Source organism: Amycolatopsis sp. BJA-103 (assembly GCF_002849735.1).
In the GTDB taxonomy this organism is placed as follows: domain Bacteria; phylum Actinomycetota; class Actinomycetes; order Mycobacteriales; family Pseudonocardiaceae; genus Amycolatopsis.
The window spans coordinates 2,516,701-2,541,571 of record NZ_CP017780.1; the positions used below are offsets into that span (position 1 = coordinate 2,516,701).

Annotated in this window: 23 protein-coding genes; 8 read left to right on the top strand and 15 right to left on the bottom strand. The window is 68.7% G+C overall.

Annotated features, from left to right (window positions below; genetic code table 11):
• The first annotated feature begins 81 nt into the window (after nucleotides 1-81).
• Nucleotides 82-3,831, top strand: coding sequence for a glycoside hydrolase family 2 TIM barrel-domain containing protein (locus tag BKN51_RS10500; RefSeq protein ID WP_101607456.1), 3,750 nt, complete (start codon nucleotides 82-84; stop codon nucleotides 3,829-3,831).
• 57 nt (nucleotides 3,832-3,888) lie between these two features.
• Here BKN51_RS10500 and BKN51_RS10505 read toward each other — a convergent pair whose 3' ends face one another.
• Nucleotides 3,889-5,079: a YbiU family protein gene (locus BKN51_RS10505; protein WP_101607457.1), complete on the bottom strand. Its 1,191-nt coding sequence runs from the start codon at nucleotides 5,077-5,079 to the stop codon at nucleotides 3,889-3,891.
• 83 nt (nucleotides 5,080-5,162) lie between these two features.
• Between BKN51_RS10505 and BKN51_RS10510 the strand changes: the two genes are divergently transcribed.
• The gene (locus BKN51_RS10510; RefSeq protein ID WP_101607458.1) at nucleotides 5,163-6,254 is read left to right on the top strand and encodes an ROK family transcriptional regulator; all 1,092 of its coding nucleotides are present in this window, start codon (nucleotides 5,163-5,165) and stop codon (nucleotides 6,252-6,254) included.
• A 63-nt stretch (nucleotides 6,255-6,317) separates the two neighbouring features.
• The gene (locus BKN51_RS10515; protein WP_101607459.1) at nucleotides 6,318-6,722 is read left to right on the top strand and encodes a hypothetical protein; all 405 of its coding nucleotides are present in this window, start codon (nucleotides 6,318-6,320) and stop codon (nucleotides 6,720-6,722) included.
• On the opposite strand, the gene BKN51_RS10520 is transcribed toward BKN51_RS10515, so the two are convergent.
• Both BKN51_RS10520 and BKN51_RS10525 read right to left on the bottom strand, forming a co-directional pair.
• Nucleotides 6,700-7,254: a hypothetical protein gene (locus tag BKN51_RS10520; RefSeq protein ID WP_101607460.1), complete on the bottom strand. Its 555-nt coding sequence runs from the start codon at nucleotides 7,252-7,254 to the stop codon at nucleotides 6,700-6,702. The genes BKN51_RS10515 and BKN51_RS10520 overlap by 23 nt on opposite strands.
• Nucleotides 7,255-7,277: 23 nt before the next feature.
• Complete coding sequence (locus tag BKN51_RS10525; protein WP_101607461.1) at nucleotides 7,278-8,033, bottom strand: serine/threonine protein kinase; 756 nt, start codon at nucleotides 8,031-8,033, stop codon at nucleotides 7,278-7,280.
• Between the two features lie 124 nt (nucleotides 8,034-8,157).
• Between BKN51_RS10525 and BKN51_RS10530 the strand changes: the two genes are divergently transcribed.
• Entirely contained in the window at nucleotides 8,158-9,513 is a 1,356-nt protein-coding gene (locus tag BKN51_RS10530) for an MFS transporter (RefSeq protein ID WP_101613162.1), read from the top strand.
• Nucleotides 9,514-9,836: 323 nt separating this feature from the next.
• On the opposite strand, the gene BKN51_RS10535 is transcribed toward BKN51_RS10530, so the two are convergent.
• From BKN51_RS10535 to BKN51_RS10575, 9 genes are all read right to left on the bottom strand, one after another.
• Nucleotides 9,837-10,532: an ABC transporter ATP-binding protein gene (locus BKN51_RS10535; RefSeq protein ID WP_101607462.1), complete on the bottom strand. Its 696-nt coding sequence runs from the start codon at nucleotides 10,530-10,532 to the stop codon at nucleotides 9,837-9,839.
• Complete coding sequence (locus BKN51_RS10540) at nucleotides 10,529-12,244, bottom strand: branched-chain amino acid ABC transporter ATP-binding protein/permease (RefSeq protein ID WP_101607463.1); 1,716 nt, start codon at nucleotides 12,242-12,244, stop codon at nucleotides 10,529-10,531. Before BKN51_RS10540 ends, BKN51_RS10535 begins: the two co-directional genes overlap by 4 nt.
• Nucleotides 12,231-13,091 (bottom strand): branched-chain amino acid ABC transporter permease, encoded by an 861-nt coding sequence (locus tag BKN51_RS10545; RefSeq protein WP_101607464.1) that lies wholly within the window; start codon nucleotides 13,089-13,091, stop codon nucleotides 12,231-12,233. Before BKN51_RS10545 ends, BKN51_RS10540 begins: the two co-directional genes overlap by 14 nt.
• A gap of 12 nt (nucleotides 13,092-13,103) precedes the next feature.
• Nucleotides 13,104-14,282: an ABC transporter substrate-binding protein gene (locus BKN51_RS10550; protein WP_101607465.1), complete on the bottom strand. Its 1,179-nt coding sequence runs from the start codon at nucleotides 14,280-14,282 to the stop codon at nucleotides 13,104-13,106.
• On the bottom strand, nucleotides 14,279-14,671 hold the full coding sequence (locus BKN51_RS10555; protein ID WP_101607466.1) for a nuclear transport factor 2 family protein: 393 nt from the start codon (nucleotides 14,669-14,671) through the stop codon (nucleotides 14,279-14,281). The genes BKN51_RS10550 and BKN51_RS10555 overlap by 4 nt, the downstream gene beginning before the upstream one ends.
• Before the next feature lie 10 nt (nucleotides 14,672-14,681).
• Nucleotides 14,682-15,449: a MoaF C-terminal domain-containing protein gene (locus tag BKN51_RS10560; protein ID WP_101607467.1), complete on the bottom strand. Its 768-nt coding sequence runs from the start codon at nucleotides 15,447-15,449 to the stop codon at nucleotides 14,682-14,684.
• A 40-nt stretch (nucleotides 15,450-15,489) separates the two neighbouring features.
• Complete coding sequence (locus BKN51_RS10565) at nucleotides 15,490-16,488, bottom strand: helix-turn-helix domain-containing protein (protein ID WP_101607468.1); 999 nt, start codon at nucleotides 16,486-16,488, stop codon at nucleotides 15,490-15,492.
• Nucleotides 16,489-16,550: 62 nt separating this feature from the next.
• Entirely contained in the window at nucleotides 16,551-17,033 is a 483-nt protein-coding gene (locus BKN51_RS10570; protein ID WP_101607469.1) for a hypothetical protein, read from the bottom strand.
• A 60-nt stretch (nucleotides 17,034-17,093) separates the two neighbouring features.
• Nucleotides 17,094-18,023 (bottom strand): NADP-dependent oxidoreductase, encoded by a 930-nt coding sequence (locus tag BKN51_RS10575; protein ID WP_101607470.1) that lies wholly within the window; start codon nucleotides 18,021-18,023, stop codon nucleotides 17,094-17,096.
• Between the two features lie 48 nt (nucleotides 18,024-18,071).
• Between BKN51_RS10575 and BKN51_RS10580 the strand changes: the two genes are divergently transcribed.
• Nucleotides 18,072-18,443 carry a winged helix-turn-helix transcriptional regulator gene (locus BKN51_RS10580; RefSeq protein WP_101607471.1) on the top strand — a complete coding sequence of 124 codons (372 nt, stop codon included), beginning with the start codon at nucleotides 18,072-18,074 and terminating at the stop codon, nucleotides 18,441-18,443.
• Between the two features lie 289 nt (nucleotides 18,444-18,732).
• On the opposite strand, the gene BKN51_RS10585 is transcribed toward BKN51_RS10580, so the two are convergent.
• On the bottom strand, nucleotides 18,733-18,915 hold the full coding sequence (locus BKN51_RS10585; RefSeq protein WP_101607472.1) for a hypothetical protein: 183 nt from the start codon (nucleotides 18,913-18,915) through the stop codon (nucleotides 18,733-18,735).
• 51 nt (nucleotides 18,916-18,966) lie between these two features.
• Between BKN51_RS10585 and BKN51_RS10590 the strand changes: the two genes are divergently transcribed.
• The gene (locus BKN51_RS10590; RefSeq protein WP_101607473.1) at nucleotides 18,967-19,386 is read left to right on the top strand and encodes a hypothetical protein; all 420 of its coding nucleotides are present in this window, start codon (nucleotides 18,967-18,969) and stop codon (nucleotides 19,384-19,386) included.
• Here BKN51_RS10590 and BKN51_RS10595 read toward each other — a convergent pair.
• Both BKN51_RS10595 and BKN51_RS10600 read right to left on the bottom strand, forming a co-directional pair.
• A complete protein-coding gene (locus tag BKN51_RS10595; protein WP_101607474.1) occupies nucleotides 19,314-20,291 on the bottom strand; it encodes an LLM class flavin-dependent oxidoreductase in 978 nt (325 codons plus the stop codon). The genes BKN51_RS10590 and BKN51_RS10595 overlap by 73 nt on opposite strands.
• Before the next feature lie 49 nt (nucleotides 20,292-20,340).
• Entirely contained in the window at nucleotides 20,341-21,675 is a 1,335-nt protein-coding gene (locus BKN51_RS10600; protein WP_101607475.1) for a cytochrome P450, read from the bottom strand.
• 128 nt (nucleotides 21,676-21,803) lie between these two features.
• Here BKN51_RS10600 and BKN51_RS10605 point away from each other — a divergent pair, with 128 nt between their 5' ends.
• Complete coding sequence (locus tag BKN51_RS10605) at nucleotides 21,804-23,084, top strand: hemolysin family protein (protein ID WP_101607476.1); 1,281 nt, start codon at nucleotides 21,804-21,806, stop codon at nucleotides 23,082-23,084.
• Nucleotides 23,085-23,147: 63 nt separating this feature from the next.
• Nucleotides 23,148-24,827 carry a dihydroxy-acid dehydratase gene (gene ilvD, locus BKN51_RS10610; RefSeq protein ID WP_101607477.1) on the top strand — a complete coding sequence of 560 codons (1,680 nt, stop codon included), beginning with the start codon at nucleotides 23,148-23,150 and terminating at the stop codon, nucleotides 24,825-24,827.
• The last annotated feature ends 44 nt before the right edge of the window (nucleotides 24,828-24,871 follow it).

A 24,871-nucleotide genomic window follows, 5' to 3' on the forward strand; every position in this document is an offset into this window, starting at 1 on the left:
TCTTCCGTCCCGGTGCCGGGGTGCGGGATGGTCAACGGGTCAGCTTCCGGCTCAGCTGAACTCTCTGGGAGGTTGAACGCAGTGCTGCGAACACGCCCCATGATCCTGGTCCTGGCGTTGCTCGCCGGGACCCTCGTCGCCGCTGGATCCCCGGCCGCGGCTGGCGGCCCACCCGCCGACGTCCAGTCCTATCTCGACGATCCACGAAAGGTGGCGGAAGGGCAGGAGTCACCGCACGCCTTCCTGAAGCCGTACGCGGACGTTTCCGCCGCCGCCCGCCGGGACGAGCGCAGTCCCTACACGCTGTCGCTCGACGGCAAGTGGCGGATCGCGATGGCGGACAACCCGTCCCAGGTCCCGGCCGGTTTCCACGAGGACGGCTACGACGCTTCACGCTGGCGCGAGGTTTCCGTGCCGCACACGTGGCAGACAGACGGTCTGGACCACCCGATCTTCCGCAACATCGCCACCGAGATCCAGCCCGACGATCCGCCGCGCGTCCCGCGTGACGTGAATCCGACGGGCGCCTACGTCCGGGACTTCCCGCTGCCCGCGGACTGGACAAAGAACAGGACATTCCTACGTTTCGACGGCGTGACGTCGGCGTACTTCGTCTGGGTCAACGGCACGTACATCGGCTACGACCAGGGTGGGTACACGCCGGCGGAGTTCGACATCTCGTCCGCGCTGCGGCCCGGGCCGAACCGGATCGCCGTGCAGGTGCACCGCTGGAGCGCGGGCGCCTACCTCGAAGACGTCGACCAGTGGCGGTACTCCGGCATCTTCCGTTCGGTGACCCTGCATTCGGCGCCGGGAACGTTCATCCAGGACGTCGGGCTGACGACCGACCTCGACGCGACCTACACCGACGCCACCCTCGAGGCCGCGGTCGAGGTCGCCGCCAAACCCGGTGGGACGACGGGCAGGCACCGCGTCGGGCTGAGCCTGCGTGACGCGGCGGGCAAGGAGGTCGGGACGACGAGCGGAGAGATCGACGCGGGTGGCGAGACCGCGCTGAGCCTGCCCGTCCGCAACCCCGCGAAGTGGACGGACGAGACGCCGAACTTGTACACGGCCGTCCTCACCCTGACCGCGCCCGACGGCCGCGTCACGCACATCACCAGCGAGACGGTCGGGTTCCGCGAGATCGAGATCCGCGACAAGCAACTGCTGGTCAACGGGAAGCGAGTGTTGTTCAAGGGCGTCAACCGTGCGGAGACCGACCCGGACCACGGGAGACATGTGCCGCGGAAGGCGCAGGAACGTGACGTCGCGCTGATGAAGCAGCTCAATGTCAACGCCGTCCGGACCTCCCACTATCCGTCGGACCCCTACTTCTACGAACTGGCCGACCGGCACGGGCTCTGGATCGACGACGAGATCGACATCGAGACCCACAACCACGAGAACTGCGCGAGCTACTGCCAGGCGAACGACCCGGCTTGGCGGGACGCGTTCTTCGACCGCATGATCGGCATGGTCGAACGGGACAAGAACCACCCGAGCGTCTTCCTGTGGGACACCGGCAACGAGGCAGGCCTCGGCGCGCACCACTTCGCGCTGGCGGAATGGCTCGACGCGAACGAGCCGACCCGGCCGATCTACCACCAGTCCAACAGCCCCGACGGCGACGCGCCCTTCGCCGACGTCTGGGGGCCGAGGTATCCGTCTCCGGAGAAGTTCGCCGAACAGGCGAAGAACACCACCAAACCGCTGATCTTCGGCGAGTACGCCCACGCGATGGGCAACAGCCTGGGAAACTTCCGGGAGTTCTGGGACACCATCCGCGCGAATCCCCAGACGCAGGGCGGCTTCATCTGGGACTGGGCCGAGCAGAACATCCGGCAGCGGATCCGGACCACCCCGGATTCTTCGGGCAACGACATCTCGGCGCACGTGACCGGGAAACCGGATCTGGTCGAGGGCCATCGCGGCAAGGCGCTGGGACTGTCCGGATTGGACGATTTCGTCGAGGTGTACCGCGACCGGAGACTCGACATCACCGGAAAGGCGCTCACCCTCGACGCGTGGGTCAAGCCGGGGAAGTGGACCGGTGACTTCCGCATCCTCGGCAAGGGCGACCACCAGTACGCGCTCAAGATGAAGACGCAGGACACCCTGGAGTTCTTCGTCCACAGTGGAACGTGGCAGGCGGTCCAGGCCAAGGTGCCTGCCGACTTCTACGGCAACTGGCACCGCGTGAGCGGTACCTACGACGGCACAGCCCTGCGGCTGTACCTCGACGGCAAGGAGATCGGGAGCAAACCGTTCACCGGCGCGATCGACTCGTCGTCGGCCGAGGTCAACGTCGGCCGCGACTTCGAGACGTCGTGGAACGACCCGTCGAGTATCGGCTGGATGGGTCGCGGCGCCGTCGACGACGTCCGGATCTACGACAAGCCGCTTTCCGTCGCGGAGTTGTCCGGCGATACCCCCGCGGACGGGGCGTTGCTGGCGCTGGACTTCGACAGTGTCGCCGACCGGGGGAGCCACCTCTCGTACGGGTCGAGTCTGTCCGGTGTGGACGGTCTGATCGGCTCGGATCGTTCGGTGCAGCCGGAGACCGCGCAGATGGCGTGGGCGCATCAGCCGCTCCGGTTCGCCTACTCCGGCGGTGTTCTCTCGGTGACCAACGAGCGGCAGTTCAAGGGCACCGACGAGCTGAACCTGCGCTGGCGGGTCCAGGAGGGCTCTCGGATCGTCGCGCGCGGCGAACAGCCGTTGCGGGTCGGAGCCGCCTCGACCGGGAAGATCTCCTTGCCGATTCCGGCGAATCCGGGCGATCGTGAGCGGTTCCTCACCGTCGAGGCGGTGACGACGAAGGGCGAACCGATGCTCGCGCGGGGACACGTCCTGGCGCACGATCAGTTCTCCCTGGGCGGCAAGCGGGTCCCGGGCCTGGACCGGACTCCGCTCGACGGGAAGTCCGTCGACGTCGCGGAGGACGCGGCTTCGGTCACCACGTCGGCCGCGGGCGTCACGTACAAAGTGGACAAAGCCACCGGCGCGCTGACGTCGATCCGGCACCAGGGCAAGGAACTGCTGACCGGGGGACCGAAGCTCGACGCGTGGCGGGCGCCCATCAGCAACGAGACCTTCGCGTGGGGCCGGGCCGAGGGTGAGGACTGGCGCAAGGCCGGGCTCGACCGGTTGAAGACCGCTGTCACGGGTGTCCGGGTCGAGAAGGACGGGACACGAAGCGCACGGGTGGTCGTGGACAGCCGGGTCGCGGCGCCGGACGTCACCGGGGCCTGGTTCGACCAGACGATGACCTACACGGTCGACCGGACCGGGACGCTGAGCCTCGGCAACAAGGTGGTGCCGCAGGGGAGTGTGCGCACTTTGCCGTACCTGCCCCGGATCGGGGTCTCACTCGCCGTACCGGATCGGTACGACCGGTTCGCCTGGTACGGGCGGAAGGCCGAGAGTTATGTCGATCGCAAGGACGGGACCCCGATCGGCGTGCAGTCGAGCACCGTGGACCAGCAGTACGTCGAGTACCACCGGCCGCAGGACCACGGCAACCACACCGACAGCCGGTGGGCGCTGCTCACCGACGGCCGGACCGGTGGCCTGCTGGTCGGGGGTGCGAACGACGTCAGCGTGACACCGTTCGACGACCTCGACCGGGCCGCGTACCCGTTCCAGCTGCAGCGCAACAAGGGCTGGTTCACGCTGCACGCGAGCCACGCCGTGACCGGCGTCGGGGACACGCCCAACCCGGTGCGGGAACGCAGCCAGGTCCGGCAGGACCGCACCTACGAGTACACGTTGTCGCTGCGGCCCCTGACGTCGCAGGAAGCGCGGGCGGGGGTGCCGACCGGCGGCTGATCTTCGGCCTCGTGAGTGGTAAGGGCGGTTCTAACCGTCCCTACCACTCACGAGGTTTCAGGCCCAGCCGGTTTCGTAGTTCTCGGGCGCGAAATCGCCAGGGCTCGCACCGGTGCGGAACGCTTCTTCGCATCGCGCGGCGTACGCGGCGTTCTTCTCGCAGTACGGACTCGCGGGGATGTACATGACGTTGCCCCAGCCCTGCTGGTCCTCAACCCCGGCGACGGAGTGGATCACGTCCCCGTGCCACCAGACGGTGTCGCCGGGCCCGACCTCCGGGATCGGCGTGAGCGCGGGCAGCAACGGTGCGTGCCAGCGTTCGTTCACCGGCAGGGCTTCCCCGTTCGCCGAGCCGCAGAGGTCGTCGTCGGCGACGTCGTCCTGCAAGGCTCGCAGCAGCAGGTAGACCATCGCGGACGGGATCGGGACGACGTGCAGGACACCCTCGGTGGGCCGCATGTCGGACAACGCCGTCCAGCCCTGGAAGGTGCGGAACGCGGAGCACATCACGGTGGAGGCGAACTCGTGGACCTCGGTCCGGTAGGCGCCGTCCCACGGGTCGTACGCCTCGACGTCGCCGTCGAAGACATGGCGGAACACCTTCTGGTAGGCGGGAAGCAGCCAGCGTTCGACCGAGCCGGAATCGGTGTGCGGTGACAGGCCGTCGGAGCTCGTGCCGGGAGCACGACGGCGGACGCGATCGGGATAGGCGGTGTCGCGAGTGGGGTCGAACCACACCCGGCCCTCGGATTCGTGCTTCCAGAAGCCGTTGAGGAAGCCGCGTACCGCGACCATGTTGGCGTCTGCGCGCGCCTCCCTCTGCGGCCGTGACCAGTAGATCGGGAAGATCGCGGGCTTGCCCGCGGCGAGACCGCCGAACACGCCGTCGTCGAAACGGCGATACGCCTTCTCGAAGTCGTTGCGCTCCAGGTAGTCCGCCAGTTCGCGGTCCCACGCCTCGGCCCGCTCGCGGGGGAAGGTGTTCTTGATGACCGCGCAGCCGCGCCGGCGAACGGCGGCGACCAGGTCTTCCGGCACGGTGCCGGCGGCGACGTCCTCGAACCGGATGATCGGCCAGATCTCCTCGCCGCTTTCGCGGAGGGCGACGATCTCGGCGACTTCGGCGCGCATCAGTTCCTCGGCCCTGGCGAACGCGTCCGCGACGTCTCCGATGCGGGCGCGGAGCCGGACCTTGGTCTCGCGGATGGCAGCGGGGATGTCCGCGGGGAGTTCGGTGGTCAGGGTCATCGCTGGACCTCCAGTGATTTGGTAAGGTCACCTAACTAGAACCGTCCTGTCAAGGTAGACCGGCGAAAGAGGGGAGCGCAAGGGTGCCGTTGCCGCAAGCCGTCCTGCGTGAGGCCACCGACCGCCGTCTGCTGGAGGAGGTCGTGACCCGGGGCAGGGTCACGAGGGCCGAGCTCGCCGCGACGACGGGGTTGTCGAAGCCGACGGTCTCCGAAGCCGTGCGCAGGCTGACCGAAAGCGGTCTGCTGGAAGCGGCCGGGGCGCAGGAGACCGGGCGCCGCGGACGGGTCGGCACCTTCTACGAACTGGGACCGTCGGCGGGCTGGGTGCTCGCCATCGAGGTCGGCAAGGCCGGGGTGCGGGCGTGGTCGGCCGACCTCGCGGGCGCGGTGCTGCGCGAACACGAACGTCCGGCCGGTGTCGTGGGCGATGTCGAAGCGGTGGCCGCCGCCCTGCGTTCGGTCGCGTCCGACGCGGTGTCCGAAGCGAGGGAAGGGGTTCTGCGCGCGGTCGCCGTCTCGATGGCCAACCCGGTCGACCCCGAGACGCACGACGTCATCGCCGTCCCGGCTTCGCCGTTTCCCGAAGGTCTCCTGAGCCCCGCGGACATCCTCGACGGCATCGTGACGGCGCCGGTCTTGGTGGACAACGACGTCAACCTCGCCGCGCTCGCCGAACAACGCGCCGGTGGCGCCGCCGGGGTGTCGAGTTTCGCCTATGTCTACGTGGGCGCGGGTCTCGGTGTCGGGTTGTACATCGGCGACAGGCTGGTCCGCGGCGCACACGGACTGGCGGGGGAGATCGGGTATCTGCCCGGCGCCGGTCCGGGCACGCTCTCCGCCGAGCTCGCCGCCGGAATCGGTGGTGCGGGCGCGCGATCGAACGATGTCGCGGCGGCCTTGCGGATGCTGGACGAGGGCGACACCGAGACGATCGGACGTGCCGTCGCGCGGGCGATCATGTCGATCACCGCCGTCGTCGATCCGGAACTCGTGGTGCTCGGCGGCCCGGTCGGTGGTCATCCTGCACTCCTGGAACTGGTGCGGGCCGCGCTCCCGCCGAGCCCCACCCGTCTCGAATACGGGACGCTCGGCACGCTCGCTTCACTCCACGGGGCTACGTTTTCGGCACTGGAACACGCACGGACCGCAGCTGTCCGGGTGATGTCGGGCTGAAGCCGGTTCCGTCACTCCCGTTGTCGCTAGTCTTGATCTTCGACTGCGAGGGAGACTGAATTCATGGCGGAATGGGCCGATCTGGTCGCGTTCGTAAGGCACGAATACCGGGTGGTAAAGGACGAACCGGACGAAATCCGCATCCGGTTGTCCTACGGCGACGACGAGTACGAAGAGCGCGCTCAAACGGTCGTCATCGCGCGGGAGATCTTCGACCGTCGCGAGGACTGGGTGCAGATCGCGACGCCGTTCGCGCGGCTCGACGAGGTCGACCTGGCGACCGTGCTGACCGAGATCGGCAACACGATCGTCGTCGGAGGACTGGTGATCATGGGCGAACACCTGGTGCTGCGCCATTCCCTGCCGCTGGTGAACCTCGACATCAACGAGTTCACCGACCCGCTCGAACTCGTCGCGGGCTCGGCGGAGCTGCTGGAGCAGCAGTTCACCGGACGCGACGACTACTGAGCCTGACGACCTCTTCGAAGGACGTCACGCGTTCGCACTCCTCTTCGGTGAGCTTGTTGATCGCCGCCCGGCACGCCTGCGCTTGAGGCGTGCCGGGCAGTTCACCCTCGAGGAGCCCCGGAAGGCCGAGTTCGAAACCACAGCGGGCACGGACTCCGTAGCGATGCCGGGAGCGGGCGACGGCGGTGGCGACGCGAAGCCCGTGCTCGGTACCGGGCGGTGTCGCGGGCCTGTCGATTTCGATGGCCGCGAACCGGAAACCGTCGGCCTGGGCGCAGTTTCCGCAGTTCGTGGGACCCGCGCCGAGCTCGCCGCCGCATTCGGCGCACGACAGCCGGATGAGAGCGGCGTCGACCACCCGCCATTCGAACGCGGAGGTGTCGGCGACGACCATTTCGGCGAGGTCGGTTTCCTCTTTCGTCCCGGCGGCGACGCCGTATTCATCGAGGAACAGCCGCCAGCGATCCTCGATGCTCGCCTCTACGGCGACCAAGGCCTCGGCGGGGCGGCCGCCGCGCGGGAGAGCGGTCATGGGCAGGACCCTAACCGCGATCGCTACTTCCCACGGACAAGGGTGTCTGCGTCGATGCAGAGGTGGCCGTCGCAGGGAACGACCGTCAGTTCGTGGGTTTCGAGAGAGGCGCGGCCGTCGCGGTAGTGCAGTGTGACGCGGACCCGGACGGTCGTCGCGGAAGTGGCCGACGCGCTGTGGACGTCCACAGCGCTGATCCTGCCCCAATGGGCTTCGTAATCGGTCAGGCCGCGGCGCTGGAGGTTCGGTCCGATGAGCGGCCAGCCCGCCCGGGTGTCCGGCATCAAGCGGTAGTAGCCGGTGACGAACTCGGTGATGTCCTCGTTCACGACGGGCCGGGGCGCGGTGGAAGTCGTGGTGGGGACGGGAAGCGTGGTGGTCGTCGACGAGGGCGGGGGCGCCGGGCGCGGTTCGGTCGCGGCGGGAAGCGGGGTTCCGGCGGTCTGGATGGAACCCGCGAAGTGGACACCCACGAAAATGGCCGCCAGCAGGGAACCCGAGACGCCCAGGATCAGGAACACCAGCCAGACGTTGACCTGTGAATGCTGGACGTTGTAGACGTTCGTCGTGGTCGAGGCTTTCGAGCCACTGCCATCACGGCGGGTCATGACCTGGGAGATGGCGCTGACGATCCCGGTCGCGAGGGTGAACGCGACGACGAAACCCCAGGCCAGGAAACTGGTCTTGAGATCGGTCGCGAAATTGATCGCGGTGCCGAGGGCGGCGGCGATGAAGGCGCCGAGCAAAGACCAGAACCACACAGAACCCGCCCGGTTCAAGATCGTCTCCCTCGCAGCTCGCCGAAACCGTCGGCTTACAACTCGTGGGGCGGACTGGCCTTGTTACGACGGACGGGGTCTGTGGCTCTATCGTGATTGGTATGCACGTACTGGGGGAGCGGTGGTGACTTCGTCCAAATGGGGTGGCCTCGTCGCCCTGCTCGCAGGGTTCTTCGTGCTCCTGCTGGACACGACGATCGTCGCGGTGGCGAGTCCGAGCATCCAGGCCGATCTGGGCGGGGACGTCGCCGCGCTGTTCTGGGTGACAGCGGGATACTTGCTCGCGTTTTCGGTTCCGTTGCTGGTCGCCGGGCGACTCGGTGACCTCTTCGATCCGAAGCGCGTCTATCTGTTCGGCATGGCGGGCTTCGCCGCCGCCTCCGCGCTGTGCGGGCTCGCGACCTCGATCGGATGGCTCATCGCCTTCAGGATCCTGCAAGGCCTGGCCGCGGCCGCGATGTCCCCGCAGCCGCTCACGCTGATCCGGCGGCTCTTCGCCGAAGACGAGCGCGGCCGCGCCTTCGGCATCTGGGGCTCTGTCGCGGCCGCCGCCACCTTGCTCGGCCCCATTCTGGGCGGATTGCTGACGGCGAGCCTCGATTGGCGCTGGATCTTCTGGGTCAACGTGCCCCTCTGCGCCATCGCCGTCGTCATGGGGATTCGCCTGATTCCGGGTAGCCGCGGCGGCGTCGCGCGTTTCGACCTCGTCGGTGCCGTGCTGAGCACAGCAGGTCTGAGCCTTCTCGTGTGGGCACTGCTGTCCTGGAACTCCCTTTCGCTGCCCATGACCGTCCTCGCCGTTGCCCTGCTCATCGGTTTCTATTTCCGGGAACGCAGCGAAGGAGCCGACGCGCTCGCGCCACTGTGGCTCTACCGCTCATCCGGATACCTGTCGGCGAGCCTCGCGATGGCGTCCCTCGGCGCGACGGTCCTCGCGATGGCGTTGCCCACCATGCTCTACATCCAAGAGGCGCGCGGTTTCGGACCGATCGAAGCGGCGATGGTCCTGGCACCGGACGCCGTCGTCGCGATCCTGTTGTCGCCACCGGCCGGCCGCTGGGTCGACCGGGTGGGAGGACGTCGCCCGGCCATCCTCGGCATGAGCCTGCTTCTGGCGAGCCTGGTGCTGATAGGCGTTGTGGTCGTCCTGGAGCTGAACCCCTGGTGGATCACGGTCGGTGCGGCGCTTTTGGGCGCCGCCAACGCGATGGCTTGGTCGCCGCTGTCCGCCATCGCGATGGCGTCCGTGGCACCGGGCGCGGCGGGCGGTGCGTCGGGTCTGTTCAACACGGTGAGGCAGGTGGGCGCGGTCGCGGGGGTCGCGGTGACCGGCGCGGTTCTGGCGGGTCTCGGGGCGTGGCCCACGGTGGCGTTCGGTGTCGTGTTCGGATTCATCAGTCTGGTCGCGGTGGGCGGGGTTGTTGCGGCGCTTCGGCTCCCGGCGAATCCGCGGATGGGGGAGCTGGTCGTCGAGGGGTGAGGCGCCGCGGGAGGGCGTCGGTACAGGTGGCCGTGAGTGGCGCGATTCGTGTTCTATTGAGGGGTAAGCCAAATGTGGCGTGACCGAGCCTCTGCGATGAAGGTCCCCTTCGCTGGCTTCAAGGCTGAGAGGCGGCCTTCGCGGCGTGGTTCCGGACCGGCCAGCGAGCACCAGTCGGTTCCCTGCGTGTCCACAGCGGACACTCTCTGGCGGCTGCATGTCCGGTATCCGTGCCAGTACCTAGGCTTAGGTGTGTCGCGAAAGCCACTTTCGGGACATCAGACGTCCCGAAAGTGGCTTTCGCAACACGATTGGTGCCGGGCTCAGGACTCGCCCAGGTAGGCCGAGTGCAGGGTGCCGGGGGAGTCCAGCAGGCCCTGCGCGCCGCCCGCATAGGTGACACGCCCCGAAGACACCACCAGCGCATCGCTCGCCACGCCGAGGGCGAGGTGCGTGAACTGCTCGACGAGCAAGATCGCGGCACCTTCCTCGGCGAACCGCGTCACCATCGGCAGCAGCCGCGTGAACACCACCGGCGCGAGGCCGAGCGACATCTCGTCGATCAGCAGGAACGACGGCCGCGCGGCGAAAGCGCGGGCCAGCACCACCATCTGCTGCTCGCCACCGCTGAGCAGCGCCGCCGGCGAGTCCCGGCGTTTCTCCAGTTCGGGGAACAATTCGAATAGTTCATCGACCCGCGCGCGGGTGCGTGCGGTGAGCATCAGGTTCTCCAGCACGGTCAGGCCACCGAACACCGCGCGACCCTGCTCGATATGCGCCAGGCCCCGCCGCGCGCGGTTGACCCGCGACTGCTTCGTGATCTCGTCGGATCCGATGTGGACGGTCCCCGCCGAGGCGGGCACGACGCCGGAGACGGCCTCCAGCAGACTGGTCTTCCCGGCGCCGTTCGGCCCGACGAGCGCGGTGATCCGGCCCGGCTCGAGGGTGAGGTCGACGTCCCGGATCACCGGGCCCGCGCCGCGGGTGACGGTCAGCCCCGCTATCCGCAATGCGTTCACAGCAGCTCCGTTTCACCCATGTACGCCTTGAGCACGGCCGGATCGGCGAGCACTTCGGCCTGGGGGCCCGAGGCCAGCACGCGGCCGAAGTCGAGGACGGTGATCGTGTCGCAGACCGAGCGCACCAGATCGAGGTCGTGCTCGATGAGCAGCACGGACACCCCGAACCGCGCGGGAACCTGCCTCAGCCGCTCCCCGAACGCGACGTGCTCTTCGTGCGGGAGGCCCGCGGCCGGCTCGTCGAGCAGCAGAACCCGGGGCCGCGCCAGCAGATGCCCGACGACCTCGACCAGCCTCCGGGCGCCGACGTCCACTTGCGACAGCGGCGTGCGGGCGGCCGGACAGCCGAAGAAGCCCAGGGCGTCGCCGATCTCGTCGGCGGTGAGCCGTCGCCTGGCGAGGAACTTGAGGTAGGCGCCGACCGTCAGTCCCGGCGGGACCCGGTCCTGCTGGAACGTCCGCCGCAGGCCGGCACGGGCCCGGTTCGACGGCGACCCGGTCAGCGGCTTGCCGCCCAGTTCCACCGAGCCGTCGGCATTCGGCAGGAACCCGCTGATCGCGTCCACCAGCGTCGACTTGCCCGCGCCGTTGGGCCCGATCACGCCGAGCACCCCGTGTTCCGGCACGGCTATGTCCACCGAGGACAGTGCGGCCACGTGCCCGAAGTTCACGCTCAGCCCGCGCACGGTGAGCACCGGCGGACCAGGGGCCTTGGACTCGATTTCCACGGCCCCGGCGGCGAGATCGAGTTTCGCCGGTTCCTTTTTGGACCGCCGGTACCAGACCTGCCGCACCGTGGTGCCCAGGTTCCCGCCACTGGCCAGCGCCTGGACACCGAGCACGCCGAACACCACGAAGCCCCAGTCCTGCGGGATTCCCCAGCGTTTCAGCAGTTCCGGCACGCCGACCCAGAGCACCGCGCCGAACACGGCCATGTCGATCAGATGTGCGCCCGACATGATCGCCAGCACGTACAGCGCCAGCGACTGGATCGCGGTGAAACTGGCCGGGAAGGCCAATCCGACCTGCCCGGTGAGCAGACCACCGCTGATCCCGCCGAGGGTGGCGCTCACCGCGAACGCGGTCAGCTTCGACGTCCGCACGCTCGTGCCCGCGGCCGCCGTCCCGCGCTCGGAGAACGCCACCGCCTGCCAGGCGCTGCCCCAGCGCCCGCGGCGGAGGAAGTACACGGCCAGGCAGCACAGCACCAGCACCACGATCGCGAGCTGGAAGTAGGACCGGTCGTCGGAGAAGGCGTCCGGCCGCTCCACCGAGATCCCGCCGGAAACACCGGGGAACTGGAGCTGGACCAGCGCGAGGTCGGCCGCGGCGGCGAGCCCCAGCGTGACGACGGCGAGGTTGATCCCGCGCAGCCGCAACGCCGGGAGCCCGACGAGGATCCCGACCACTCCTGCGGCGAGCCCGCCGAGCAGCAGCCAGACGAGGAACCCGCCGGGTGCCTGCGCCTCGTTCAGCGCGGACACCGTCCAGGCACCGACGGCGCCGAAGGTCAGCTGGCACAGCGAGATCATCCCCGCGCTGCCGGTGACCACGCCGAGCCCGAGCAACGAGATCCCGGCGACGACGGCGCTCATGCCCAGATAGACGAAGTACCCGTCGAGCCCGACGCTCAGGCCGTAGCCCACCGCGATCGCCACCAGGGCGACCACGAACGGAACCCCGGTGCGTATCCCGCGTTCAGCGAGCCGCATCCCACACCTCCTTGCGCTGCGACCAGAGCAGCAGCGCGACGATCACTGCGAACGGCAGGAAATACCGCACCACCGAAAGGCCGTCGACCTGCGCGGCCGCACCCTGGATCAGGCCGAGGCCCAGCCCGCCCGCGACAGCGAGGTCGAGACGGCGGAACCCGCCGAGCAGGGCCGCCGCGGAGGCCGGGACCACCAGCATCGCCAGCGACGTCGCGTCGTTCGACTGCGACGGCGCGACGATCGAGATGACCAGCGTGCTGACCACTCCGGTGACCGCCCAGACCGCGATGCTGAGCCGTTTCGCCGGAATGCCCAGCAGCTCCGCCGTCGTCGGGCGTTCGGACAGTGCCCTGAGCTGGACCCCCGCCGGGGTCCGGCTCAGCACGATCCGGCTGGCCACCGCGACCAGCACCGCCAGCGCGACGGTGACCACGGTGACCTGGCTGATCACCACCCCGCCGACGGTGACCGCCGGCCCGTCCAGGATCGGATGGAACGGCTGCGGTTTGTTGCCGAACAGGATGAACGACAACGAGATCAGCAGGAGCAGCACGGCCACGGTGACCGCCGAGCGGGTGCCGGTGTCCGCCTCGGCGAGCCAGGTGGACACGATCCAGCCGAGCAGTGCGCTGAGCAGCCCGCCGAGCAGGATCCCCGCGATCGTGGCGAGCCACATCGGCAGTCCCCAGTCGACGGACAGGAACACCGCCACGTAGCAGCCGAACATCCCGGTGGCCGACTGGGCGAAGTTGACCACCCGCACCAACCGCGACATCAGCGTCAGGCACACCGCCAGTACCGCGTACAGTCCGCCGGCGGCCAGGCCGGCCAGCGCTCCCTGCAGCATCGTTTCCTCCAGTTACTTCTTGGGAATCCGCAGCCAGTCGTTCGCCACGAGCTCCCATTTGCCGGTGCCGGAGGCGAGCTTGATCGGCCAGCCCGCGGTGTTGTCGTGGTGTGTCTGGCCCGGTCCGAAGACATACGGCGTGCCGACCATCGGATCGGTGATCGGCTTCATCTCGCGCAGCGCCTTGGTCACCGACTCGCGGGTGACGTCACCACTGATCCCGCGGACGACTTCGAGGAAGTACTTCGCCGCCAGGTAACCGCCCTGGCTGAACGACGTCAGCGGGATGTTGTTCTTGGTCATCAGGTCGTGCCAGTCCTTGTTCTGCGGGCTGGCCGTGTCGGTGAACGGGTAGAACTCGGCGGGCACGTACACCCCGGCGCCCGCGTTGGTGACGGCCTTGGCGTAGTTCTCGCTGTAGACACTGGTCAGCAGCAGCCAGGTGACGTCGTTCCAGCCCTGTGCGGCGGCGGCCTTGAGCTGCCCGATGGAGTCCGGCTCGACCGGGTTCACCGTGATCGCCTTGCACCCGGCGTTGCGGGCCTTGACGATGTAGGAGGTGTAGTCGGAACCGCCGTAGGGCACGGTCGCGTCGAGGTACTTGAGCTTCTTGCCGGTGATGGCCGACCACTCGTCGATCGCCGCCTGGTACGAGGGCAGCGTGTTGCCCGCGATCTCCAGCAAAGCGCAGATGTCGTTCAGCTTCAGCGTTTCCGAGCCGTAGAGCAGCGTCAGCGTCATGTCGTGGTACGGGCCGACGTTGGCCGGGGCGATGTTGGGGCTGGAGAAGCACGCCGGGTCGACGCCGATGCCCTGGATGGACAGGATCTTCTGCTGTTCGTAGTACTTGTTGTTGATCTCGCACTCGATGAGGCTGGACGAGCCGACCAGCGCGACCGCCTCGTCGCGGCCGACAACCTCACGGGCCGCGGCCGCGGCGGCCGCCGGGTCACCCTTGTCGTCGAGCGCCTTGTACTCGATCTGTCTCCCGTTCACGCCACCGCTCGCGTTGGCCGCGTCGAAGACGGCCTTGGCCGCCTGGGAGGCTTCGGGGAACGTGGCCGCGCCGCTCAGCGCGTTGACCGAGCCGACCTTGATCGGGCCGCTCGCACCGCTTTCGGCCCCGGCACAGCCCGCCGTCGCGAGCAGGACGGCGGCGGCGAGGGCGACGAGGCGCCGCGCGGGTTTCACCGGTTCTCCATGGCTTCGACGACGGGCACCGAGTCGACGATCTGCTCGAACGAGACGACCTTGCCGCCCTCGAACTTCCACACGTGTGCGACGCGGGCGGTGAACGAGCGGCCGGTCTCGCGGTGCTTGCCCTGGTAGGTGCCGATGCCGATCACCGTGTCACCCGCGTCGGCGAGCTCGCCGAGAGCGAAACCGTAGCCGTCCCAGTCACGGGCGATCGCGCCGAAGACGTTGTCCCGCACCTCTTCCGGACCGGTGTAGGTACCGGCGTAAGGGAAGCCGGCCGCCTCCGTCCAGGTGGTTTCGGGACCGAGCGGGGCCAGCATGCCCGCCAGATCGCCTCGGTCGCTCGCGGCGTAGTGCGCGGCGATGATGTCTAAATTGGACACTTGAAGCTCCTTAGACCGGTTGCGCGTCGGGGTAGGCGACGGCGCCGAGTGGGTAGATGTGCCCGCCCCCGCGGGAGTGTTCCGACCGGCCGTCGCCGGTCAGGCCGAGGAAGACGCCGGTGGTCTTCAGCGCGTAGCCGAGGTCGTGCAGCCACACACTGGCCACGGCGATGCGGAATTCGCGGAAGCAGAACAGGTAGAGACCGTCCTGGAACTTCCAGACCGTCGAGAGGTCCATGTCCCCGTGGCCGCGCTGCACGCCTTCGAGGCATTGCCAGGCATAGCGTTGCGAGGACACGTACACGTGCTCGTAGAGGTGCTCCGGGCTGTAGCGGTAGATGTTGCGCTTGCCGATCAGGTCGCGCGACGGCCCCGGCTGCTCGCCGGTCGGCGTGCCCGCGTCGGTGGTGCCGGACCAGAACGTCTGGGAGACACGGGGAACACCCTCGACGTCTTCGGTGCCGATCACCGAACGCACGGCGAGCGCGCGATGTGTCGTCGTGGAGAAGACGACGGTGAGTGCTTCACCTTCCACGCTGGCATGGGGGAGATTAACGAAGAAAACGTCTTCCCGGACGGCGACCGCGTCGTACGGATCCTTGATGCCGTTGCAGGTGACGGTTTCCGCGTCCTCGAACCGCAGCGCGAGCGCCGTCCCGTCGTCGAGGGTGACGGTGAGCTCGCGTCCCGACAGGTCCGCGTTCGGCAGGCGATAGGTGGCTATTCCGGCGGCGAACTCGTCATAGGTGCGCCACTGTTCCTCGGGTGCTTCGGGCATGCGGTCATCGTCGAGGCGACCGCCCCGGCGGGGCCAGCTGTCACGCGCTGGGCGGCAACAACCGATCGCTCACGGTCAAGCCGCGGCGCAGTTCGCTCGGCGAGCAGCCGAATTCCGTCTTGAACACCCGGCTGAAATGCGGCGCGTCGACGAAACCCCACTTCGCCGCGATGGCGGCGACGGGCCGTGAAGCGTGCACGGGGTCCAGTAATTCGCGGCGGCAGTGTTCGAGGCGACGGGTGCGGATCCAGCCCGAGACGGTCGTCCCCTGTTCGTGGAAGAGGCCGTGCAGATGCCGGGTGGAGATGTAGTGCTCGGCGGCGATCTGCGCCGGGCCGAGGTCGGTGGAGGAGAGGTTCGTGTCGATGAAGGCGAGGACGCGGCGCATCAGTTCGTGGTGCGGTCCGGCCGTCGCGCGGGCGAGGTCGAGCTCGCTCGCGAACAGTGTGGCGAGCAGATCGACCGCCGTATGCGCGAGCCGGACGCCCGCCGGGCCGCCGAGCTGGTCGAGGTTGCTGCCGAGTTGCGCGAGGAAGGGCACCACGACGTTGCCCATACCCCGCTTGCCCGACATCGGGACCGCGGTCAGCTGGCCGACCAGGTCGCGGGGGAGATCGATGAGGCGCTGCGGGAACATCACCACGAGCGTGCGGAAATCCTCTTCGAACGCCAGGGAATACGGTCGGTGTGTGTCGTACAACGCCACGTCACCGGGGCGCAGCATCGCCTCGCGGTTGTCCTGCACCAGCAGCCCGGTCCCGGACAGGATCAGGCTCAGCTTGTAGTAGTGCCTGTCCGCCCTGGCGATGAGCTCGGGCGTCCGCTCGACCACGTGCGCGGACGCGGTCACCTCGGTCAGCTGGACGTCGTCGGCGCCGCACGAGCGGATGCGGCCGCGGAAGTGGTCACGGTGCTCGCTCGTCACGTGCAGCGGCACGAAGGAGTGCGACACCACCGTGCGGAAATCAGTGAAATCTCGCGCGACCATGGTCGTGGTCGGGTCGGCGGTGGCGGTGGTCACGAGGTCACCTCGCAGCATCGGGGGGTGAATTTCATATACGATAAGCGATACGATGCTGCCGGGCAATGATCGCCGCGAGGTCAGTCGGCGAGGCGGAACAGGAGAGTCCTCGGGTCGACGTCGACGGGTACCACCGTGCCCGTTTCGTAGCGGCCGACCTCCTCGGTGAGCACCCGTGCGCTGAACGGAGTCACCCCGGGACCGGTGACGACGAGATCGACGTCGTCCGCCGGAGTGCTCACCTCGCCGACCCAGATCCGCTTGCTGGAAACGACTTCGGCGGTCGCGCGGACGCCAGTCCGGTCGAGCGTGCGGTGGGTCTCGCGGGCCTTGGCGTTCTGCCAGAGCTGAGAGCCGACGGTCGCCAGGCCGCCGATCGTGAACACGATGCCCATGGCGAGGACGACCAGGCCGTCGTCATCGCCGGGCGCGAAGCGAGTGCTGATCCACAGCAGGGCCGGGCCGATCAGGGCCAGCACGGTCATGAAGAAGCCCATCAGGCACCCGAACCCGGTGAAGACGGGCAACTCCGGCGCTTCCTTGCCTTCGCGGTCCGTCGTCACCGGCGAGACGTTACTGACCGGTTTTCCCGGCCGGTCCGGTAAAAATCCCCGCTTGGCGGGTCAGACGGTGAGGACGAGCTTGCCCCGGAGGTGCCCGCCGTCGAGCAGCCGGTGCGCGTCGGCGACGCGCTCGAACGGGAACGTCTCCTGCACATGGACCCGGAGCTTGCCCTGCTCGGCGAGCTCGACGAGACCTCGCAGGGCGACCGGATCGGGGTCGACCGCGACGCCGCTGAAGTGCACACCGGCCGCCTCGTACCTGGCGGCGAGTTCCGCATCCTCCTCGGCGACCGCCGTCACCAGGTGACCACCTGGGCGGAGCACGCCGAGCGACCGCTCGACGGTGTCGCCGCCGAGCGTGTCGAAAACGACGTCGATGTCGCGGACCGCCTCGGCGAAGTCGACCGCCGTGTAGTCGATCACCTCGTCGGCGCCGAACTCCTCGACGAACTCCCGCTTGCTTCCACTGGCGGTCGTGATCACGTGCGCGCCGAGCGCTTTCGCGATCTGGATCGCGACGTGGCCGACCCCGCCACCACCGCCGTGGATCAGGACGCGGTCGCCCTCGCTCACGTCGGCGAGGTCGACGAGGCCCTGCCACGCCGTCAGCCCGACGACCGGCAGCGCCGACGCCTCGACGTACGAGAGCGACGCCGGCTTGCGTACCAGGTGCAAGGCCGGCGCCGACACGAATTCGGCGTACGCGTTGGCCGCCCTCGGGAACAGCGGCATTCCGAACACTTCGTCGCCGGGCCTGAACCGCCAGGTCCGCGGCGCCTCGTCGACCACGCCGCTGATGTCCCAGCCGAGGACGAACGGCGGCTCGCCGAGCAGGGGGAATTCGCCTGCGCGCAAGCGCGCCTCCAGCGGGTTCAGCCCGATCGCCTTGACCCGGACGAGCACCTCGGTCGGAAGTGGCCGGGGCTGGGGCGCGTCCACGAAGGTGAGCACTTCGGGACCGCCGAGTTTCTGCTGGGTGATGACTCGCATGACGCCAAGCTAGGTTTCCGATAGGAACCCACAGGTACCTTTGACGCCGTGAGCGATTTCGGTTCCGGTGATCTCTTCCTCGCCGACTGTCCGGCACGTCTGGCGGTCGAAGTGATCGCCGACAAGTGGACGGTGGTCGTGCTCGCCGGACTCAGCAAGGGCCCGGTGCGCCACGGCGAGCTGGTCGACCTGATCGGCGGCATCTCCCGCAAGGTGCTCACCCAGACGCTTCGACGGCTCGAAGCGCACGGACTCGTCCGCCGTCACGCGTATGCCGAGGCGCCGCCCCGCGTCGAGTACGAACTCACCCCTCTCGGCGCGACACTGATCGACCCGATCCACATCCTGACCGAGTGGGCGAGGGCGAACGGCGACGCCGTGCTCGAAGCGCTCGACGCCGATCCCGGGGGCCTTCGTTAGTGAGGGAAAAGGCGACCATGTCCTGTTTCGCGGTCGGGTCGGATCTGGACTGGCCGACGAGGGCCGACCGCACTCCGGCTGTCCACATCGGACACTTCCGGCCGGGAAAATGTCTGATTTAGACCCATGTGTACGCTTTGTGACTGGGGTCGTGAGTGGTGTTTCGGGTTAGAACCCGAAACACCACTCACGACCAACCCGGCCCACACGGTCCGAACCTTCAGTCCCAGCCAGGAACGGCGTCACCCGACACCGAAAACGCACGAGCACGCCACGTTCACCCTTCTGCTCAATAACCGCGGTTGTGCCGGGCCAGTGCGTCGAAAGACCGCTTGCGCTCGAACCGGTACGGCGACTGTTCGTCGTGATGCTGCTCCCGCAGCGTCTTCACGAGGCTGAACGACGCCATGTCGTAGTCGTGCTCCGGTTGTGACGGATGATGCGGCAGGTTCGGCGCGATGAACGTGTACACGTGTGCGCCCCGCAGGCCCGCCGAGTCGAAAACACGTAACAGGCGGGCGAGGTGGTCGGCCTGTTCGCGTTCGTTCCGCTGAGCGCGCGTGCCGAGAGCTACGCCGCCGCACTGCGCGCCCTGATCGAGGGCTTCGTGTTCTACTTCGCGGAGCGGCCGTCCGAGATCATCGCGATCGGCCAGATCGCCACGGCGTCGAGGGACGCCGAAGCCGCGCGGAGCTGGTTCGAGCAGCAGAGCGCGAAGACGCTGGCCGAACTGGAGGACATGTTCCGCGAGGGCCAGCGGCTCGGGGAGTTGCGGGAGTTCTCGCCGCGGGTGATGGCCGTGTCGCTGATCGCCGCGATGGAAGCGGCCCCTGCCGAACTGCTGACGAGACCGGACACCGACGTCGCGGCTTACGCGCGGGAACTGGCCGACCTGTTCGAACGCGCCGTGAGCCGCCCGGGTAGCGAGGCGAGCAGTTCGTAGGACCGGCGGCGGTCGGCGTGGTGGAAGAGCGGCGTGGTCACCATGATTTCCGCGGTGCCGGTCTCGTCGAGAATCCGTTGCAGTTTCGGGACGAGTGTTTCGGGGCTCCCGGTGAGCACGGCGCCAGACCGTTTCGCGATTTCCGCGCGATCATCGGCGGTGTAAGGGAATGCTGCGGCCTCCTCGGGGCTGGGCAACCGGACGCGGTTGCCGCGGAGTCGGCTGAGCACCTTCAGGCGCGTGGACCCGGCGAGCCATTCGGCGCGTTCGTCGTCCTCGGCGGCGATGACGGAGACGCTGACCAGATCCGCCCTGGCCGGTGCGTCCGGTGCCAGGTGGTGCGCGAAGGCGTACTTGATGCCACGTTCGGCGGCGAGCGCGGCGCTTTCGGGGGAGCGGCCGAGCAGCCACAGTTCCGGGATGTTGCCGCCGAGGACGGGGATCGCCTTCACTTCGGCGTCCTCGGGTAGATTCAGGAATCCCCGGAGTTCGTCGAGTTGCACGCCGAAGTCCTTTGTCCTTTGTGGACGTAAGGCCGCGGAAGCCGCCTTCGATCCGCCCGGCGCGCGTCCGATGCCGAGGTCGATCCTGCCGGGATGCAAGGCGGCGAGGGTGCCGAACTGCTCGGCCACCACGAGCGGCGCGTGATTCGGCAGGAGCACCCCGCCCGCACCGAGTCGCAGCCGTCGGGTGGCGTTCGCGAGGTGGGCGATGAGGACCGCCGGCGCGGAACTCGCGACGCCGCGCATCCCGTGGTGCTCGGGAACCCAGTAGCGGTGGTAGCCCAGGTCTTCGGCGAGGTACGCGAGGTCGACGGTGTTGAGCAGGGCCTGGCGCGGCATCGAGCCCTGGACGATGGGGGAGGTGTCCAGGACCGAGAGAGCCGGGAGCGTGGCGGAGGCCATTCGGTACTTTCTCGTGAGTGGTAAGGACGGTTCCAACCGTCCTTACCACTCACGAGAGGGTCGCGGGAAGTGTTTCGAAGCCGCGCAGGATCCGGGTCTGCCGCCGCCGCGCCCCACCCTGGAGCCGCAGGTCGGGGAAGCGCTCGAAGATCGACCGCAGCCCGATCTCGCCTTCCATCCTCGCCAGCGACGCGCCGAGGCAATAGTGCCGTCCGGCGCCGAAGGACACGTGGTCCCGCGCGTTCGCCCGCGTGACGTCGAAGGTGGAGGGGTCGTCGAAGATCTCCGGATCGCGGTTCGCGCCCGCGAGCACGGTGCTGACGATCGCCCCGCGGCCGATGGGCTTTCCGCCGATCTCGGTGTCGCGGGCGCTCAGCCGACCGGTGAGCAGGACGGGAGGGTCGTAGCGGAGGATCTCGTCGGTCGCGTTGCTCCACAGCTCCGGGTTCCCGCGCAGTTTCCCCAGCTGATCCGGATGCCGGGTGAGCAGGGCGATGCCGTTGCCGAGGAGATTGACGGTCGTCTCGAACCCGGCCGCCAGCACCAGTCCCGCGGTGGCCTTGAGTTCCCGCTCGGTCAGGCCGACGCCGTCCTCGCGGGCGGCGATCAGCTGGCTGAGCAGGTTGTCGCCGGGATTCGCCCGCAGTTTCTCCAGGTGCAGGGTGAGCCACGAGTCGAATTCGGCCAGCGTGGCTTCGACCGTCCGGAAGGTCTTCCATGGCAGCCCGAGGTCGAGGCTCGGGGCCGCGGCGCCGCCCAGCGCGAGCACCTTGTCCCGTTCTTCGGGCGGGACACCGAGGATTTGGCTGATGACGGTGACCGGCAGGAGCCCGCAGTACTGCTCGACGAGGTCGACGGGGCCGTCCGGGTCGAGGCCGTCGAGCAGTTCGTCGGCGATGGCCTGCGTGCGGTGCCGCAGCTGCTCGACCGCGCGGGCGGTGAAGACGCGCGTGACGAGTTTGCGGTAGCGCGTGTGGTCGGGCGGCTCGCTGGCGAGCAGCGACGGCGGTTCGATCGGATGGATCAGCCCGGACGCCGACCAGGCGACGAGCCGGTTGAGCAGCGGGTTGTCCGGAACGAATCGGACGGTCTTGAACGCGTCGCTGGTGAGGATTTCCTTGCAGGCCGAATGCCGCGTGGTCACGTGCCCGACCCGGGTGGTGGCGATGGCGCCGTGCGAGCGGATCTCGTCGAACAACCCGGTCAGGTCCGTTCCGCCGCTCGCCTCGACCGACAGCCTGCCCTGGAGATCGCCCCGGCGCGCCGCGGCCCGCAGGGCCAACCGGGGGATCGCGTGGCCGATGCTCCAGCGGGTGACCGGTTTGGCTATCTCCTCCGCCCGGCGCCGGAGGTTCCGGGCGGGAGCGGTCTCGAGTGCGAACATCAGGACTCCGTCCGTGCGGGTCCTTCGAAGGTATCGGAACGACGTGTCAGTAGCGAGTGGCCCGACATCTGCGGGCCGGGGTTTCCCTCGGTAATGTTCTGCACTTCCGGCGGGCCGGGGGAGTGCGTGTGGGCGGCTACGGGTTCGACATCGCGCTGGTCGCGGTGCTGGTGGTGGTCAACGCGGTGTTCGCGGGCAGCGAGATGGCGCTGATCTCGTTGCGCGAGGGCCAATTGCGGGCCTTGGAGCGGGACGGTCGCGCGTCCGCCCGGACGCTGGCGCGGCTGGCGCGCGACCCGAATCGCTTCCTGGCCACGATCCAGATCGGCATCACGCTCGCCGGGTTCCTGGCCTCGGCGACAGCGGCGGTGTCCCTCTCCGAACCCGTGGTTCCGCTGTTGAGCTTCCTCGGCGACGCCGCCGGAGCGGTCGCCGTCGCGCTGGTGACCATGGTCCTCACCTTCCTGACCTTGGTGCTCGGCGAGCTGGCGCCGAAGCGGCTGGCCATGCAGAACGCGCTGCGGTGGGCGCTGCTGGTGGCGCGTCCGCTGAACCTGTTGTCGACGATCTCGAGGCCCGTGGTGTGGGCACTGAGCGCGTCGACGAACTTCGTCGTGCGCGCGCTGGGCGGACGGGCGGAAGCCGATCCGGACCAGATGTCGCCCGAGGAACTCCGGGAACTGGTCTCGGCGCAACGCGGTCTGAACGCCGAGCAGCGCATGATCATCAACGGCGCACTGGAGATCCACGAACGACGGCTGCGGGAAGTGCTCGTTCCCCGCCGCGCGGTGTTCACACTCGCGGCCGAGCTGGACCTCGAGTCGGCGCGGCGGCAGCTGGCCGAGTCGGGCCACTCCCGGGCGCCGGTCGCCCGCGGCGGGCATCTGGACGACGTCGTCGGCGTGGTGAGCCTGCGCGATCTGCTCGAAGACCGCGACGATCTCGCCGAGGTGGTCCGGCCCGCCGTGGTGTTCCCCGATTCGCTGCGGGTCTCGGACGCGCTGCGCAGCTTCAAGGCCGAGCGGGAGCAGATGGCGCTGGTCGTCGACGAGCACGGCGCCGTCGCGGGCATGGTCACGCTGGAGGACCTGCTGGAGGAGATCGTCGGCGAGATCTACGACGAGACCGACCGTGACGTGCTCGCCGTCCGCGACGGCAAGGACGGTTCGCTGGTGCTGCCCGGCACGTTCCCGGTGCACGACCTCGTCGACGTCGGGGTCGAGCTGGGCGACACGCCGCCGGGGGAGTACGCGACGATCGCGGGGCTGATCCTGGTGATCCTGGGCCGGATCCCGGAGAAGCCGGGCGACCGGGTGGTGGTCTCCGGCTGGACGGCCGAGGTGCTCGGCGTCGAGCATCACGCGATCACGCGCGTGGCGCTGCATCGTGGAGCGAATGCGGAGCGGTGAGTTGCGCCGGGCGCCTCCGGTTGGCAGCGTGCCCGGTGTCCCACCACGGAGAAAGGTGTCCCGATGCCGGAAGACCAGCCCGATTTGAAGCCTCGTTCACGCGACGTGACCGACGGCCTGGAGCGCGCGGCGGCCCGCGGCATGCTCCGCGCGGTCGGGATGGGCGACGACGACTTCGCCAAACCGCAGATCGGGGTGGCGTCCTCGTGGAACGAGATCACCCCGTGCAACCTGTCGCTGGACAGGCTCGCCAAGGCGGTCAAGAACGGCGTGCACGCGGGCGGGGGCTACCCGCTCGAATTCGGCACGATCTCGGTGTCCGACGGTATTTCCATGGGCCACGAGGGCATGCACTTCTCGCTGGTTTCGCGCGAGGTGATCGCCGACTCCGTCGAGACGGTGATGATGGCCGAGCGGCTGGACGGCTCCGTGCTGCTGGCGGGCTGCGACAAGTCGCTGCCGGGGATGCTGATGGCCGCTGCCCGGCTCGACCTCGCCTCCGTTTTCCTTTACGCCGGCTCGATCATGCCCGGTCAGGTCGACGGCCGGGACGTCACGATCATCGACGCGTTCGAGGCCGTCGGCGCCTGCCTGGCAGGCAAGATCACCCGCGCCGAAGTGGACCGGATCGAACGCGCGATCTGCCCCGGCGAGGGTGCCTGCGGTGGCATGTACACCGCCAACACGATGGCGTCGGTGGCCGAGGCACTCGGCATGTCGCTGCCCGGATCGGCCGCCCCTCCCGCCGTCGACAGGCGCCGTGACGGTTTCGCCCACCGGTCGGGGGAAGCCGTCGTCGGCATGCTCCGCCAGGGCATCACCGCGCGGCAGATCATGACGATGGAGGCGTTCGAGAACGCCATCGCCGTCGTGATGGCGCTGGGCGGTTCGACCAACGCCGTCCTGCACCTGCTCGCGATCGCGCGCGAGGCCGAGGTCGATCTGCGCATCGACGATTTCAACCGCATCGGCGACAAGGTCCCGCACCTCGGCGACCTCAAGCCGTTCGGGAAGTACGTGATGAACGACGTCGACAAGGTCGGCGGCATCCCCGTGGTGATGAAGGCGCTGCTCGACGCCGGGCTCATGCACGGCGACGTGCTCACCGTGACCGGCAAGACGATGGCCGAGAACCTCGAGGGCATCGCACCCGACGGTCTCGACGGCGAGATCATCCGCCCGCTCGACCGCCCGATCCACAAGACGGGCGGGCTGACCATCCTCAAGGGATCGCTGGCGCCGGAAGGCGCGGTCGTGAAGTCGGCGGGCTTCGACGAATCGACGTTCACCGGCAGCGCGCGGGTGTTCGACGGCGAACGAGCCGCCCTCGACGCGCTCACCGAGGGCAGGATCGTCGCCGGCGACGTCGTCGTCATCCGGTACGAAGGTCCCAAGGGCGGGCCGGGCATGCGCGAGATGCTCGCCATCACCGGCGCGATCAAGGGCGCCGGACTCGGGAAGGACGTCCTGCTCATCACCGACGGCCGGTTCAGCGGCGGCACGACCGGCCTCTGCGTCGGCCACATCGCGCCGGAAGCCGTCGACGCCGGGCCGATCGCGTTCGTGCGCGACGGGGACCCGATCACGCTCGACGTCGCGAACCGGACCCTCGAAGTCGAGATCGCCGACATCGAGGCACGCCGTGAGGGCTGGGCGCCCAAGCCTCCGGCGTACACGCGCGGAGTGCTCGGCAAGTACGCCAAGGTCGTCCAGAGTGCCGCGCACGGGGCCGTTTGCGAGTAAGCCGACCAAGGAAGGTTCCGTGTTGAATCAAGTCGTGAATTAAT

What these genes read in the sequence shown, in the direction of transcription:
- BKN51_RS10560 (WP_101607467.1), bottom strand. Translation starts at nt 15,449, where the DNA reads ATGCCCGAAGCACCCGAGGAACAGTGGCGCACCTATGACGAGTTCGCC.
- BKN51_RS10565 (WP_101607468.1), bottom strand. Translation starts at nt 16,488, where the DNA reads ATGCTGCGAGGTGACCTCGTGACCACCGCCACCGCCGACCCGACCACG.
- BKN51_RS10545 (WP_101607464.1), bottom strand. Translation starts at nt 13,091, where the DNA reads ATGCTGCAGGGAGCGCTGGCCGGCCTGGCCGCCGGCGGACTGTACGCG.
- BKN51_RS10575 (WP_101607470.1), bottom strand. Translation starts at nt 18,023, where the DNA reads ATGCGAGTCATCACCCAGCAGAAACTCGGCGGTCCCGAAGTGCTCACC.
- BKN51_RS10505 (WP_101607457.1), bottom strand. Translation starts at nt 5,079, where the DNA reads ATGACCCTGACCACCGAACTCCCCGCGGACATCCCCGCTGCCATCCGC.
- ilvD (WP_101607477.1), top strand. Translation starts at nt 23,148, where the DNA reads ATGCCGGAAGACCAGCCCGATTTGAAGCCTCGTTCACGCGACGTGACC.
- BKN51_RS10515 (WP_101607459.1), top strand. Translation starts at nt 6,318, where the DNA reads ATGGCGGAATGGGCCGATCTGGTCGCGTTCGTAAGGCACGAATACCGG.
- BKN51_RS10595 (WP_101607474.1), bottom strand. Translation starts at nt 20,291, where the DNA reads ATGGCCTCCGCCACGCTCCCGGCTCTCTCGGTCCTGGACACCTCCCCC.
- BKN51_RS10540 (WP_101607463.1), bottom strand. Translation starts at nt 12,244, where the DNA reads ATGCGGCTCGCTGAACGCGGGATACGCACCGGGGTTCCGTTCGTGGTC.
- BKN51_RS10600 (WP_101607475.1), bottom strand. Translation starts at nt 21,675, where the DNA reads ATGTTCGCACTCGAGACCGCTCCCGCCCGGAACCTCCGGCGCCGGGCG.
- BKN51_RS10520 (WP_101607460.1), bottom strand. Translation starts at nt 7,254, where the DNA reads ATGACCGCTCTCCCGCGCGGCGGCCGCCCCGCCGAGGCCTTGGTCGCC.